Raw genomic sequence first — 13,315 nt, forward strand, 5'->3', positions numbered from 1 at the left:
CTCAGCGTATCGCTGTCACCGGGGACCCGTGCGCGTGTGTCTCGGTTTGCGTCAGCGACCGGCAGGGGGCCCGTCTGCGGGCCTCTACGCTGGATGCAGACGGCGTCTTCGAGGAGGAATCAGCGTGGTGCACAGCGGAACCAGACTGCGAGCGGTGGTAACGGTGCCGTTGCCCGAGGAGCAGTGCCGACTGATCGAAGAACTCGAGCCCCGGCTGGAGCTCGTGCGCGACCACTCGCTCGTGCATCCCGCTCGCTGGCCCGCCGACTGGTCGGGGGATCCCGACCACGTCCGCACCGCCGAGCAGCAAGCGGCGTTCGACGCGATGGTCGACTCCGCCGACGTGCTCTTCGGCATCCCCGATGTGGATGCCGCGGCCCTCGCCCGCACCGTGCGCGCCAATCCCGCCCTGCGCTGGGTGATGACGACGGCGGCGGGCGGAGGGGCCTCGGTCAAGGCCGCGGGTCTCGACCGCGCCGAACTCGATCGCGTCGTCTTCACCACGAGCGCGGGCGTGCACGGCGGCACGCTGGCCGAGTTCTCGGTCTTCGCGGTGCTCGCCGGGGCGAAGGGGCTTCCGCGTCTTCTCGCCGACCAGCGCACCCGCACGTGGCCAAATCGTTGGCAGATGCGGCAGCTCGACGAGATGACCGTGCTGGTCGTGGGCCTCGGCGGCATCGGCTCGGAGTGCGCACGCCGCTTCCACGCGCTCGGCGCGACGGTGTGGGGCACGACCCGTTCGGGAGAGCCGGTGGAAGGCGTCGACCGCCTCATCCCGCTGTCCGAGCTGACGGATGCCGTGGCCCACGTCGACGCGATGGTCGTGACCCTCCCGGGCACCGAGCAGACCCACCACCTGATCGGCGCCGATGTCCTCGCCGCCGTGAAGCCGGGACTCATCCTCACGAACGTCGGGCGCGGCACGGTCGTCGACGAGGCCGCGCTCCTGACCGCGCTCGACGACGGGCGCGTGGCGTTCGCGGGCCTCGACGTGTTCGAGCACGAGCCGCTCGACGAGCAGTCGCCGCTGTGGAGTCATCCCCGGGTGCTCGTGAGCCCGCACACGGCGGCCATCAACGCGAACGAGGAGGAGCGCATCGCCCGCCGCTTCGCCGACAACGCCGCCCGTCTGCTCGACGGTCGACCGCTGCGTGCGGTCGTCGACACCGTCGAGTTCTATTGAGCGGGTTCGGCGGGGGAGGAGTTCGATGACCGTGCGGATCGTCGTGATGGGGCCGAGCGGCTGCGGAAAGTCGACCGTGGGCCTGGCGCTCGCCGAGAGCATCGGGGCGCGGTTCGTCGATGCCGACGACCTGCATCCGATCACGAACGTCGACAAGATGGCCGCCGGCATCCCCCTCGATGACGACGATCGGATGCCGTGGCTCGGCGTGGTGGGACGGGCGCTCGCGGCCGACGACCGGATCGTCATCGCGTGCTCGGCGTTGCGTCGCACCTATCGCGACGCGATCAGGGCGGAGTCGCCGGATGCGTTCTTCGCGGAGCTGACCGTCGACAGGGCATCGCTGGAGAAGCGGATGCGCGCGCGAACCGACCACTTCATGCCGGCGGCATTGCTGGATTCGCAATTGGCGACCCTCGAGTCCCTCGACGGGGACGAGCGCGGCATCCGCGTCGAGCCGGCGGACGTCGAACGCAGTGTGTCGCTGATCCGGGCGGCGATCGGGGACCGGGCCGCCTGAGGCGTCAGTCCTTGCGGTAGCCGGAGCGGCCGAGTGAGAACAGTGCGGCGAAGCTGGCGATCGTGGCGCAGACGGTCATCGCGCCGATGACCCAGAGGATGACGTGCGAGAAGAAGGCTCCGTCGAGCATGAGGGGTCTCCGTGATCTGCGAGAGGGCGAACGGTGTCCCCAGCCTATCGGGTGATCCGGTACCATTGATCGAGTACCTCGGCGAGGGACGATGTCGCGCGTGCGCGAACGTCCGTTATCGACGCGGCGATGCGAGTCCCCGGTGGCTTTCCTCACGTGTCCATGTCGAGAAAACGACAACACACAGACCACCGCGCGGCGCAATCGCTGCGTGCCCCGAAGGAGAACCTCATGTCTGAAGACACCAAGGTCCAGGCCGAGCTGCGCAACAGCTTCGGCAAGGGCTTCGCCCGCCGTCTGCGCGCCGCAGGCAAGATCCCGGCCGTCATCTACGGTCACGGCACCGAGCCCGTGCACGTCGCACTGCCCGGCCACCAGGTCTCGCTCATCATCCGTCGCGCCAACGCGCTGCTCGAGCTCGACATCGAGGGCACGCCGCAGCTCGCCCTGGTCAAGGACGTCCAGAAGGACCCGGTGCACCAGATCATCGAGCACATCGACCTCCTGGTCGTGAAGAAGGGCGAGAAGGTCGCCATCGACGTGCCGATCGTCGTCACCGGCGAGTCGGCTCCCGGAACGATCGCCAACCTCGACGCGACCACGCTGTCGATCGAGGCCGAGGCCACGCACATCCCGCAGAACGTCGAGGTCTCGGTCGAGGGCCTCGAGGACGGCGCGCACATCACCGCTGCCGACGTGAAGCTCCCGAAGGGCTCGACGCTGCTGACCGACGCCGAGGTGCTCGTCGTCGCCATCTCCATCCCGGCTCTCGAGGTCGAAGAGGACGAGACGCCCGCCGAGGGTGAAGAGGCTGCCGCCGAGGAGACCGCCGCGGAGTGATCTCCGGCTGAATCACGGACAGAGGGGGCGCGATCCGATCGCGTCCCCTCTTTCGTACCCCGACCGGGCGGCCGTCGCGCGCCCGTGCGAGAGGATGAGGACATGACTTCCCCCTGGCTGGTGGTGGGGCTCGGCAACCCGGGTCCGCGCTACGAAGCGACCCGTCACAACATCGGGCAGATGGTGGTCGACGAACTCGCCGCGCGCCGCAACGAGAGCTTCCGCGAGCACAAGGGCGGAGCGCGCGTCGTCGAGACCTGGCTCCGGCCCGGTGGCGACAAGATCGTGCTCGCCAAGCCGAACACCTTCATGAACGTCTCGGGCACGCCCGTGGCGGCCCTCGCGCGCTTCTACTCGGTGCCGGCCGAGCAGATCATCGTCGTGCACGATGAACTCGACATCCCGTTCGACACCGTCAAGTTGAAGACCGGCGGAGGGCATGGTGGTCACAACGGCGTGCGCGACATCGCGCGGGCGATCACCACTCCCGACTTCCCGCGTGTGCGGGTCGGGATCGGGCGTCCCGTCGGACGCCAGGATCCGGCGGACTGGGTGCTCTCGCCGTTCGGCAAGGACGAGAAGCCGAACCTGCCGATCCTCGTCTCGGATGCCGCGGACGCGGTCGAGCTCCTCATCGGCGAGGGACTCCTCGCCGCCCAGCAGAAGCACCACGCGCCGCGCTGACGCGCCGGGTACACGGACGCAATCACTGACGCGCTTGAAGTACGGACGCGCCGGGTGCGCTGACGCGCCGGGTGCAGCGTGCGTCAGCTGTAGAGGCCGATGCCTCCGGCTGCCGCTCCGGCGCCGAGCGCGACCCCGGCGATGAGGAAGAAGATCGCGGGGCCCACGACCGCGACGATGAGCGCGCCGATTCCCTGGCCGCGACCTCTCTTGCGTGCGATGGCCATGATGCCCAGCACGATCGCGGCGATACCGAGGATCGTGCCGGCCCAGAACGAGATCTCCGCCCACAGCACCTGATCCCGGGCGGGGGAGAGGACGGCGAGCGACGAGAGGTCGTCGCTGTTGAGCCGAACGATCGCCTCGGGCACGCGTCGGCCGATCTCGTACGAGGCGAACGCCGCCACGATCGGAGTGACGACCGCCGCGACGAGAGCAAAGACCAGCGACAGCGTGCCGGTCAGCTTCGACGGCCGGGATGCCGGATCGGGAACGGTGTACGCCCCGGTGGGCGCCGCGTATCCGCCGACCGGCACCTGATAGGCCCCGGGAGGCGCGGCATAGCCGGGCGCCGGGGGAACGGGCGGCACGGCTGCCCCGTACGGTGCAGGAGCGGGCGGTGCAGGAGTGGGCGGCGCAGGTGCGACGGGCGGTGCGGCCGGAGGAGCCGGGGGCACGGAGCCGTAGGGAGGGGGCAGCGGGGAATCGGTCACGAGGTCATCCTAGGGTGGAGGGTCAGACCCGGCGGAGCAGGCCCACGCGGTCGTAGACCTGCGCGAGGGTCGCGTCGGCCACGGCATCCGCGCGTCCGGCGTTGTCCGCCAGGATGCGGTCGAGCTCGGCCGGGTCGTCGAGGAGCTCGAGTGCGCGGGCGCGCACCGGCTCGAACTCCGACACGACGACCTCCGCGAGGCCCTTCTTGAAGTCGCCGTATCCGCGTCCGGCGTACTCGTCCTCGATCGACGCGACCTGGCGGCCGGAGAGCGCCGCATAGATCGTGAGCAGGTTCGAGACGCCGGGCTTGTTCTCGCGGTCGAAGCGCACGGAGCCCTCGTTGTCGGTCACCGCGCGCATGATCTTCTTCGCGGACTTGGCCGGGTCGTCGAGCATCCACAGAACGCCGGCGTCGCTCTCGGCCGACTTCGACATCTTCGACGTCGGGTTCTGCAGGTCGTAGATGCGCGCGGTGTCCTTCTGGATCACCGGCATCGGCACGGTGAACGTCTCGCCGAAGCGCGAGTTGAAGCGCTCCGCGAGATCGCGGGTGAGCTCGACGTGCTGCTTCTGGTCGTCGCCCACCGGCACCACATCGGTCTGGTACAGCAGGATGTCGGCGGCCATCAGCACCGGATACGTGAACAGCCCGACGCTCGTGGCGTCCTGTCCGTACCGCGCCGACTTGTCCTTGAACTGCGTCATGCGCCCGGCCTCGCCGAAGCCGGTGATCGTGCTGAGGATCCAGGCGAGTTCGGCGTGGGCCCGCACATGGGATTGCACGTACAGGGTCGACTGCGAGGGCTCGATGCCGGCAGCGATGTACTGAGCGGCCGTGCGGCGCGTCTTCTCGCGCAGCACCGCCGGGTCCTGAGCGACGGTGAGGGCATGCAGATCGACGACCGAGAAGTACGCGTCGTACGAACTCTGCAGATCACGCCACTGGAGGAGCGCCCCGATGTAGTTGCCGATCTGGAGGGAGTCGGCGGAGGGCTGCATTCCGGAGTAGAGGCGAGGCTTGGTCACGCGTTCAATCCTATGGGGCGCGGGAAGACCCGCGTGTCGGTCAGTAGGTGTAGTCGACGACGACCGGAGCGTGGTCGCTCCAGCGCTGGTCGTACGCGGCGGCGCGGGCGACGTGGTACCCGGTCGCGCGCTCGGCGAGCGCCGGCGTTGCGAGATGGTAGTCGATGCGCCACCCGGAGTCGTTGTCGAATGCCTGTCCCCGCATCGACCACCAGGTGTACGGCCCCTCGACCTCTCCGTGGAAGCGGCGGCCGACGTCGACCCAGCCGAGTCCGGTGCCGACCGTGCCGTCGACACCCGTGACCTCGGTGCCCGCTGCGCCGAGGAACCGGTCGAAGTAGGCGCGCTCACGAGGGAGGAACCCGGCCTTCTTGCGGTTGCCGCGCCAGTTCTTGATGTCGAGCTCGCGGTGGCCGACGTTGAGGTCACCGGTCACCAGGGCGAGTGCGTCGTCGGCGCCGAGTTCGCTCAGGCGCTGCCCGAAGGCGTCGAGGAACTTCCACTTCTCGTCCTGCTTCGGGGTGTCCGCCTCGCCGGAGTGCACGTAGGCGCTGACCACGGTGAGCGGACGGTCGCCGAGCAAGAAGTCGGCCTCGACCCACCGGCCCTTCGAGTCGAAGTCCTCGGCACCGAACGACGTGCGAGAGACCAGCGCAGGGGTTCGGCTGGCGATCGCGACACCGGCGCGGCCCTTGGCCGTCGCCTCATCGTGCACGAACGACCACCCGGGCAGGGCCGCTTCGAGGTGCTCGTCCTGACCGCGCACCTCCTGGAGGGTCAGGATGTCGACGTCGGCGGTGTCGAGCCATCCGCTCATGCCGTTGCGGGCGGCCGCCCGGATCCCGTTGACGTTGACCGAGGCGATACGCAGATGAGGCATGTCATCCAGCCTACGGCCGGGGTCGGACATTACCGGTCGTCACGGCATCCGCCTCGGCATCCGCCCGCGCATCCGCCAGTCTCTGCTGCGCGGCCTTGAGCGCGCGTCGCGCGGCCGGGCGCCGATACCACGGCGCCGTGTCGGCGGCCTCCTGCGCTCGCCGCACCTCGACCCGCGCGGCGAGCAGGAGCGCCTGCACCTCGGCCCGACGCGCCGTCTCCGCGTCTTCCCGCTCGAGCGGCTGATCCTTGTCCTCGGCCGCCACCGCGATCCACGAAGCCGCCATCAGCACGACGATCGCCAGCCAGCGGCACCACAGAAGCAGGCCGATGATCACGGTGAAGGACGCGAGCAGGGGATTGCTGGGTGCGTGCGAGAGCAGCAGGCCGGCCCCGAGCTGCAGCACGACCATCGCGCCCCCGCCGAGCATCGCGCCCGGCCAGATGAATCGCCAGTGCAGCTGGGTGCCGGTGAGGAAGCGCACGAGCATCGCCAGAGCCGTCGCCTCGAGCGCGAAGGCCACGACGACCGACACGGTCTGCGCGCCGAACGAGAAGAACCAGGTGCCCGTGCTCCAGTCGAAGAGCAGGAAGATCTGCTCGAGGGCCCAGACGCTCAGCGAGATGAGTATCGCGCCCACGAGCATGGCCCCGCCGAAGACGACCGCCGCGAAGAAATCGCGGGCCTTGAGCAGCCAGTAGGCGCGGGCGTCGAAGGGCAGGCCGAACAGATCGCGCACCGCGCGGCGGGTGAACGTGACGGAGCTCACCGCTGTCCACAGCGCCACGCCGACGGCGATCGCACCGGTGACCCCGAGGACTCCCGTGGCGTTCTGGGCGATCTCGGTCACGTCATCGACCGAGAACAGGCCGCCTTCGGGCGCGATCAGGCCGGGGATGTACGTGTTCACCAGGCGCACGAGCGCTTCGATCGCGATACTGCTCGCCCCGAGCCAGAGACCCGCTCCCGCGAAGCCCACGTACAGCAGCGCGAAGAGCGCGAAGAGCACGTAGTAGCTCATCCCCGCCGACAGCAGGAAGCCGTTGCTGAACGCGAAGTTGCGCCAGACCCGCACGGGGAAGGCGGCGAGCGTGCGGTCCTTCAGCTCCGTCACCCGCTCGAGGGGCGCTTCGAGTCGCGCGCGGAGGGCACGGGGAGCGGACATGCCCTCCACATTATCGACCTGCGAGAACAGGCCGAAACGCGAGAACAGGCGGCTCCGCGAGGGAACCGCCTGTTCTCGAACGAGCGCCTGAAGCGGGGTCAGGGACGACCGCGCAGAACGGCCTGCTTGACCTCCGCGATCGCCTTCGTGACCTCGATGCCACGCGGGCAGGCCTCGGAGCAGTTGAAAGTCGTGCGGCAGCGCCAGACGCCCTCCTTGTCGTTGAGGATGTCGAGGCGCACCTCTGCGTTGTCGTCACGCGAGTCGAAGATGAAGCGGTGCGCGTTGACGATCGCCGCCGGCCCGAAGTACTGGCCGTCGGTCCAGAACACGGGGCACGACGAGGTGCAGGCCGCGCACAGGATGCACTTGGTGGTGTCGTCGAAGATCTCGCGGTCGGCGATCGACTGCGTGCGCTCCTTGCCCTTCTCGGGGACGGAGCTCGCGACGAGGAACGGCTGCACCTCGCGGTAAGAGGCGAAGAACGGCTCCATGTCGACCACGAGATCCTTCTCGAGGGGGAGACCCTTGATGGCCTCGACGTAGATCGGCTTCGAGATGTCGAGGTCCTTGATCAGCGTCTTGCAGGCGAGGCGGTTGCGGCCGTTGATGCGCATGGCATCCGATCCGCAGATGCCGTGCGCGCAGGAGCGACGGAAGGTCAGCGAGCCGTCGACCTCCCACTTGATCTTGTGGAGCGCGTCGAGCACGCGATCGGTGGAGTAGAGCTCCACGTCGTAGTCGACCCAGTGCGGCTCGGAATCGACCTCGGGGTCGAAGCGGCGGATGTTGAAGGTGACGATGAAGGACTGGATCCCGGTCTCTTCCGTCGTGTCTGCGGGTGCTTCGGCGATGGCGTTCGACATGCTCAGTACTTCCTCTCCATCGGCGGGTAGTTCAACTCGCCCTGGTCGTTCTTGGTGAAGACGACGGGCTTCCAATCGAGCTTGATGTGATCGCCCGGGTCGGACGAGTGCGCGTCACCGGTGAGGTACGCCATCGTGTGCTGCATGTAGTTCTCGTCGTCGCGCTTCGGGAAGTCGTCGCGCATGTGGCCGCCGCGGCTCTCCTCGCGGTTCTGCGCGGCGTAGACGACGACCTCGGCGATGTCGAGCAGGAAGCCCAGCTCGACGGCCTCGAGGAGGTCGGTGTTGAAGCGGTGGCCCTTGTCGTCGACGTGCACGTTCTTGTAGCGCTCGCGCAGCTCGGCGATGACGCCCAGCACGTGCTGCAGCGACTCGTGCGTACGGAAGACCTGTGCGCCCTTGTCCATCTCGTCCTGCAGCGTCTTGCGCAGCACGGCGATGCGCTCGGTGCCCTGGTTGTTGCGCAGGCCCTCGAGCATGTCGGAGACGAACGCCGCCGGGTTGTCGGGGAGCGGAACGAACTCGGCCGTCTTGACGTACTCGACCGCGTTGCGGCCGGAACGCTTGCCGAACACGTTGATGTCGAGCAGCGAGTTGGTGCCGAGACGGTTGGCGCCGTGCACCGAGACGCACGCGCACTCGCCGGCCGCGTAGAGACCCGGCACGATCGTGTCGTTGTCGGCGAGCACCTCGCCGTTGTTGTTCGTGGGGATGCCGCCCATCGCGTAGTGCGCGGTCGGCATCACGGGCACCGGCTCGACGACCGGGTCGACGCCCAGATACGTGCGGGCGAACTCGGTGATGTCGGGGAGCTTGGTCTCGAGCACCTCGGCTCCCAGATGCGTGCAGTCCAGCAGCACGTAGTCCTTGTGCGGTCCGGCACCGCGACCCTCCGCGACCTCCTGCACCATGCAGCGCGCGACGATGTCGCGGGGAGCGAGGTCCTTGATGGTCGGCGCATAGCGCTCCATGAACCGCTCGCCCGAGGCGTTGCGCAGGATCGCGCCCTCCCCGCGGGCACCCTCGGTGAGCAGGATGCCGAGGCCGGCGAGACCGGTCGGATGGAACTGGAAGAACTCGAGGTCCTCGAGCGGGAGGCCCTTGCGCCAGACGATCCCCACGCCGTCGCCCGTGAGGGTGTGCGCGTTGGAGGTGGTCTTGAAGATCTTGCCGAACCCACCGGTGGCGAAGATCACGGCCTTGGCCTGGAAGACGTGCAGTTCCCCCGTGGAGAGGTCGTAGGCGACGACGCCGGCGACCTGCGTTTTGCCGTCGGCATCCTTCACCGTCAGCAGGTCGAGCACGTAGAACTCGTTGAAGAAGTTGATGCCGAGCTTGACGCAGTTCTGGAACAGCGTCTGCAGGATCATGTGGCCGGTGCGGTCGGCGGCGTAGCAGGCGCGGCGCACCGGCGTCTTGCCGTGCTCGGCCGTGTGACCGCCGAAGCGACGCTGGTCGATCTTGCCCTCGGGCGTGCGGTTGAAGGGGAGGCCCATGTTCTCGAGGTCGATGACCGCATCGATGGCCTCCTTCGCGAGGATCTCCGCCGCGTCCTGGTCGACGAGGTAGTCGCCGCCCTTGACCGTGTCGAAGGTGTGCCACTCCCAGGAGTCCTCCTCGACGTTGGCGAGCGCCGCGGCCATACCGCCCTGCGCCGCGCCCGTGTGCGAGCGGGTCGGGTACAGCTTCGAGATCACCGCGGTCTTCGCACCGGGGCCCGCCTCGATCGCCGCGCGCATGCCGGCACCGCCGGCGCCCACGATGACGATGTCGAACTGGTGGTAGTGCACGCCGTCACGGACGACGGAATCCTGCGTCTCGGTAGTCACTTCTCGTATGCCTTCTTCTTTTAGTTGCCCAGCGACTGGCACGAATCCCACAGCGTGCTCGACTCGGTCACGCCCAAGCAGGGGTCGAACGTGAACACGACGAGGGTGCCGAGCAGGATCAGGAGTCCGGCGGCGAGGCCGAGGGCCCAGATGAGCGCCTTGCGGGCGGTGTTGTTCGTGACGTAGTCGTTCACGATCGTGCGCATTCCGTTCGCGCCGTGGATCAGCGCGAGCCACAGCATCAGCACGTCCCACCACTGCCAGAACGGGGTCGCGAACTTGCCGGCGATGAACGCGAAGTCCAGGGCGTGGATGCCCTCGCCGACCATGAGGTTGATGAAGAGGTGGCCGAAGATCAGCACGACGAGCACGATGCCCGAGGCGCGCATGAAGATCCAGCCCCACTTCTCGAGGTTGAATCCGCGGCGACGACGGGCCGGCGCGGCGATGGTCTGCGCGGACATCAGTGCCCCCCTCCCGTGAATCCGGCGAACGCGAGCATCAGGTGGCGCGGCACGAAACCGGCCATGATGATGCCCCACACCAGCAGCACACCCCAGAAGAGCTGGCGCTGGTACTTCGCACCCTTCGACCAGAAGTCGACGGCGATGATGCGCAGGCCGTTCATCGCGTGGAACACGATGCCCGCCACCAGCACGACCTCGCCGATCGCCATGATCGGGTTCTTGTAGGTGCCGATGACGGCGTTGTACGCCTCCGGCGAGACCCTGATCAGCGCCGTGTCGAGCACGTGCACCAACAGGAAGAAGAAGATGGCGACTCCGGTGATGCGGTGAAGCACCCACGACCACATGCCTTCGCGGCCCCGGTAGAGGGTGCCGCGGGGGGTCTTGGACGTGGTTTCCGAAATCGACGGTGTCAAGCGAGCGCTCGTGGACACGGTCGTCCTCCCTGGATCGATGTGCGTCGGTCGCATGCCGACAGGCACGCCCGATCGGGGTCCATCCTATTCCCGTCTCGGGCGGCGAGGCGACGAAGGGGAGCCTAAGTCCGGCGGGTCTTGAGGCGTTCTTGAGCGGCACCCCGAGTCTGCGATCCTCCCGGGCTACCCTGGCGGGATGATGCGACCGATCGAAGACTTCTACGCCGTGATCCCCGCGGGCGGAATCGGCAGCAGGCTCTGGCCGCTGTCGCGCGCGGATGCGCCGAAGTTCCTGCACGATCTCACGGGGTCGGGGCATTCGCTGCTGCGCGACACCTGGGATCGCCTGGTCCCCCTCGCCGGTCCCGACCGGATCGCGGTGGTCACCGGTCGCGCGCATCGCGCCGCCGTGGAGGAGCAGCTGCCGGGCATCGCCGACCTCAACGTCTTCCTGGAGTCCGAGCCGCGCGAGTCCGCGGCCGCGATCGGCCTCGCCGCCGCCATCCTCCACCGCCGCGACCCGGACGTGATCATCGGATCGTTCAGCGCCGACCACGTGATCCGCGGCACCCGGGTGTTCGAGTTCGCGGTGCGGGATGCCGTCGAAGTCGCCCGCGAGGGGTACATCTGCACGATCGGCATCTCGCCCACGGAGCCGGCCGTCGGGTTCGGCTACATCAAGATGGGGCCGGAGCTCGTGGTCGAGGGAGCGCGCGAGGCGGCGCTGGTCGACACCTTCGTCGAGAAGCCCGACCTCGAGACGGCGAAGGGATACCTCGCCGACCGCGGCTACCTGTGGAACGCGGGCATGTTCATCGCGAAGGCGAGCGTGCTGCTCGACGAGCTCGCGACGAACGAGCCCGAACTGCACGCCGGACTGCAGGAGCTCGCCGAGGCGTGGGACGACCGCGAGACCCGGGGGCCGGCGGTGGACCGGATCTGGCCGCGCCTGAAGAAGATCGCGATCGACTACGCGGTGGCCGAACCGGCCGCGCGGCGTGGGCGCCTGGCCGTGGTCCCCGGTCACTTCGACTGGGACGACGTGGGGGACTTCGCCTCGCTCACCAAGCTCATCACCAACGGGCGCAAGAACGACCTCGCCGTCCTCGGGCCGAACGCCCGGGTGCTCTCGGATGCCGCGAGCGGGATCCTCGTGAGTCAGACCTCGCGGGTCATCAGCCTCGTGGGTGTGCAGGACATCGTGGTGGTCGATACGCCCGATGCGTTGCTGGTCACGACGGTCGAGCACGCGCAGCGGGTGAAGGGTGTCGTGGAGTCGCTCAAACTCACAGGACGGGGCGATGTGCTCTGATGAGCAGCCGTCGGTGCTCATCGGCGCTCCAGGTTTCGAGTTTGTAAAGATTCACCGGAGCGAGGGTCGCCGGTATACGAAAAGGATGAAACAGTAGGTAACTTTGATCGATCCGCGAGGGCCGCGGCACCGTTCAGGAGGCATGAGTTGACCATCTCCACCACCAAGAAGCTTCTCGGCGCGACCGTCGCCGCGAGCGTCATCTTCGCTCTCGCCGGCTGTGGCCAGGCGCCGGCCGAATCGGGCGGCGACGCGGGCGGCGACGCTCCCGACTTCCTGCCCTGCATCGTCTCCGACATGGGCGGCTTCGACGACAAGTCCTTCAACCAGCTCTCCTTCGAGGGCGCGACGAAGGCCGCCGACGAGCTCGGCGTCAAGCTCAAGGACGTCCAGTCCAACGCCGAGACCGAGTACGGCCCCAACATCACCAACCTCGTCGACGAGGGCTGCAACGCGATCGTCTCCGTGGGCTTCGCCCTCTCGGCCGCCACGGTCGAGGCAGCCACCGCCAACGAGGACGTCGACTTCATCCTCGTCGACGACGCCGCCGACAACGACTTCGACGGCACCAAGGACGCGGACAACATCAAGCCGCTCCTCTACGACACCGCCCAGGCAGCCTTCCTCGCGGGCTACCTGTCGGCCGGCTACTCGAAGACCGGCAAGGTCGGCACCTTCGGTGGCATGGAGTTCCCGACCGTCACGATCTTCATGGACGGCTTCAAGCAGGGCGTCGACCACTACAACGAGGTCAAGGGCGCCGACGTCCAGGTCGTCGGTTGGGACGGCACGACCGGCTCGTTCACGGGTGGCTTCGAGGCCAACCAGGACGCCAAGCAGGTCGCGGTCAACGTTCTCGACCAGGACGTCGACGTCATCTTCCCCGTGGGTGGCCCCATCTACCAGTCCGCGCAGCAGGCCATCAAGGAGTCCGGTAAGGACGTCGCGCTGATCGGCGCCGACGCCGACCTGTTCGAGACCGACCCGAGCACGGAGGACGTCGTGCTCACCTCGGTCCTCAAGGCCATGGACCTCTCGACCTACGAGGCCGTCCTCGCCAGCGGCAAGGGCGAGTTCGACCCAGAGACCTACATCGGCACGCTGGAGAACGAGGGCGTCGGCATCGCCGACCTCCACAACTTCTCCGACAAGGTCGACGCCGGCCTGCAGGACGAGGTCACCCAGCTGCAGCAGGACATCATCGACGGCACCGTCACCGTCGAGTCCTACCTGAGCGAGTGAGTCACTGAGAACGGGGAGGCCGACGCTCGTCGGCCTCCCCG

The 13,315-nt window shown here is 68.2% G+C and carries 15 protein-coding genes; 6 read left to right on the forward strand and 9 right to left on the reverse strand.

Translation table 11 applies throughout. From position 1 onward, the window contains the following. The first annotated feature begins 154 nt into the window (after nt 1-154). Together ACIPVN_RS14960 and ACIPVN_RS14965 are read left to right on the forward strand one after the other, a co-directional pair. Complete coding sequence (locus ACIPVN_RS14960) at nt 155-1,183, forward strand: D-2-hydroxyacid dehydrogenase (RefSeq protein WP_400444378.1); 1,029 nt, start codon at nt 155-157, stop codon at nt 1,181-1,183. 25 nt (nt 1,184-1,208) lie between these two features. After that, nucleotides 1,209-1,703 carry a gluconokinase gene (locus ACIPVN_RS14965; RefSeq protein WP_400444380.1) on the forward strand — a complete coding sequence of 165 codons (495 nt, stop codon included), beginning with the start codon at nt 1,209-1,211 and terminating at the stop codon, nt 1,701-1,703. Nucleotides 1,704-1,707: 4 nt separating this feature from the next. On the opposite strand, the gene ACIPVN_RS14970 is transcribed toward ACIPVN_RS14965, so the two are convergent. Beyond that, on the reverse strand, nt 1,708-1,833 hold the full coding sequence (locus ACIPVN_RS14970; RefSeq protein WP_400444383.1) for a hypothetical protein: 126 nt from the start codon (nt 1,831-1,833) through the stop codon (nt 1,708-1,710). Nucleotides 1,834-2,064: 231 nt separating this feature from the next. Here ACIPVN_RS14970 and ACIPVN_RS14975 point away from each other — a divergent pair, with 231 nt between their 5' ends. Next, a complete protein-coding gene (locus ACIPVN_RS14975) occupies nt 2,065-2,673 on the forward strand; it encodes a 50S ribosomal protein L25/general stress protein Ctc (protein ID WP_400444386.1) in 609 nt (202 codons plus the stop codon). Nucleotides 2,674-2,775: 102 nt separating this feature from the next. Next, nucleotides 2,776-3,357 (forward strand): aminoacyl-tRNA hydrolase, encoded by a 582-nt coding sequence (gene pth / locus ACIPVN_RS14980; RefSeq protein ID WP_391479099.1) that lies wholly within the window; start codon nt 2,776-2,778, stop codon nt 3,355-3,357. 83 nt (nt 3,358-3,440) lie between these two features. Here the strand turns inward: pth and ACIPVN_RS14985 are convergent, their stop codons facing one another. The 8 genes from ACIPVN_RS14985 to sdhC all read right to left on the reverse strand — a co-directional run bounded on the left by ACIPVN_RS14985 (nt 3,441) and on the right by sdhC (nt 10,738). Continuing rightward, nucleotides 3,441-4,070, reverse strand: coding sequence for a hypothetical protein (locus ACIPVN_RS14985; RefSeq protein WP_400444389.1), 630 nt, complete (start codon nt 4,068-4,070; stop codon nt 3,441-3,443). Between the two features lie 22 nt (nt 4,071-4,092). Continuing rightward, nucleotides 4,093-5,097, reverse strand: coding sequence for a tryptophan--tRNA ligase (trpS, locus tag ACIPVN_RS14990; RefSeq protein WP_400444392.1), 1,005 nt, complete (start codon nt 5,095-5,097; stop codon nt 4,093-4,095). Nucleotides 5,098-5,137: 40 nt separating this feature from the next. Continuing rightward, nucleotides 5,138-5,977 (reverse strand): exodeoxyribonuclease III, encoded by an 840-nt coding sequence (locus ACIPVN_RS14995; RefSeq protein WP_400444394.1) that lies wholly within the window; start codon nt 5,975-5,977, stop codon nt 5,138-5,140. A 10-nt stretch (nt 5,978-5,987) separates the two neighbouring features. Continuing rightward, nucleotides 5,988-7,142: a YihY/virulence factor BrkB family protein gene (locus ACIPVN_RS15000; protein ID WP_400444397.1), complete on the reverse strand. Its 1,155-nt coding sequence runs from the start codon at nt 7,140-7,142 to the stop codon at nt 5,988-5,990. A gap of 98 nt (nt 7,143-7,240) precedes the next feature. Beyond that, nucleotides 7,241-8,008: a succinate dehydrogenase iron-sulfur subunit gene (locus tag ACIPVN_RS15005; protein WP_400444399.1), complete on the reverse strand. Its 768-nt coding sequence runs from the start codon at nt 8,006-8,008 to the stop codon at nt 7,241-7,243. Nucleotides 8,009-8,010: 2 nt separating this feature from the next. Continuing rightward, a complete protein-coding gene (gene sdhA / locus ACIPVN_RS15010; protein ID WP_400444400.1) occupies nt 8,011-9,837 on the reverse strand; it encodes a succinate dehydrogenase flavoprotein subunit in 1,827 nt (608 codons plus the stop codon). A gap of 20 nt (nt 9,838-9,857) precedes the next feature. Next, nucleotides 9,858-10,301 carry a succinate dehydrogenase hydrophobic membrane anchor subunit gene (locus ACIPVN_RS15015; protein ID WP_336641939.1) on the reverse strand — a complete coding sequence of 148 codons (444 nt, stop codon included), beginning with the start codon at nt 10,299-10,301 and terminating at the stop codon, nt 9,858-9,860. After that, nucleotides 10,301-10,738: a succinate dehydrogenase, cytochrome b556 subunit gene (gene sdhC, locus ACIPVN_RS15020; protein WP_247624837.1), complete on the reverse strand. Its 438-nt coding sequence runs from the start codon at nt 10,736-10,738 to the stop codon at nt 10,301-10,303. Before sdhC ends, ACIPVN_RS15015 begins: the two co-directional genes overlap by 1 nt. 178 nt (nt 10,739-10,916) lie before the next feature. Between sdhC and ACIPVN_RS15025 the strand changes: the two genes are divergently transcribed. Then, nucleotides 10,917-12,032: a mannose-1-phosphate guanylyltransferase gene (locus ACIPVN_RS15025; protein WP_400444404.1), complete on the forward strand. Its 1,116-nt coding sequence runs from the start codon at nt 10,917-10,919 to the stop codon at nt 12,030-12,032. Between the two features lie 147 nt (nt 12,033-12,179). Next, nucleotides 12,180-13,274 carry a BMP family protein gene (locus tag ACIPVN_RS15030; RefSeq protein ID WP_400444407.1) on the forward strand — a complete coding sequence of 365 codons (1,095 nt, stop codon included), beginning with the start codon at nt 12,180-12,182 and terminating at the stop codon, nt 13,272-13,274. Nucleotides 13,275-13,315 lie beyond the last annotated feature (41 nt).

It is taken from the genome of Microbacterium sp. NPDC090003, from assembly GCF_044748385.1.
GTDB lineage: Bacteria > Actinomycetota > Actinomycetes > Actinomycetales > Microbacteriaceae > Microbacterium.

What these genes read in the sequence shown, in the direction of transcription:
- ACIPVN_RS14965 (WP_400444380.1), top strand. Translation starts at nt 1,209, where the DNA reads ATGACCGTGCGGATCGTCGTGATGGGGCCGAGCGGCTGCGGAAAGTCG.
- ACIPVN_RS14970 (WP_400444383.1), bottom strand. Translation starts at nt 1,833, where the DNA reads ATGCTCGACGGAGCCTTCTTCTCGCACGTCATCCTCTGGGTCATCGGC.
- ACIPVN_RS14975 (WP_400444386.1), top strand. Translation starts at nt 2,065, where the DNA reads ATGTCTGAAGACACCAAGGTCCAGGCCGAGCTGCGCAACAGCTTCGGC.
- pth (WP_391479099.1), top strand. Translation starts at nt 2,776, where the DNA reads ATGACTTCCCCCTGGCTGGTGGTGGGGCTCGGCAACCCGGGTCCGCGC.
- ACIPVN_RS14995 (WP_400444394.1), bottom strand. Translation starts at nt 5,977, where the DNA reads ATGCCTCATCTGCGTATCGCCTCGGTCAACGTCAACGGGATCCGGGCG.
- ACIPVN_RS15000 (WP_400444397.1), bottom strand. Translation starts at nt 7,142, where the DNA reads ATGTCCGCTCCCCGTGCCCTCCGCGCGCGACTCGAAGCGCCCCTCGAG.
- ACIPVN_RS15005 (WP_400444399.1), bottom strand. Translation starts at nt 8,008, where the DNA reads ATGTCGAACGCCATCGCCGAAGCACCCGCAGACACGACGGAAGAGACC.
- ACIPVN_RS15015 (WP_336641939.1), bottom strand. Translation starts at nt 10,301, where the DNA reads ATGTCCGCGCAGACCATCGCCGCGCCGGCCCGTCGTCGCCGCGGATTC.
- ACIPVN_RS15025 (WP_400444404.1), top strand. Translation starts at nt 10,917, where the DNA reads ATGATGCGACCGATCGAAGACTTCTACGCCGTGATCCCCGCGGGCGGA.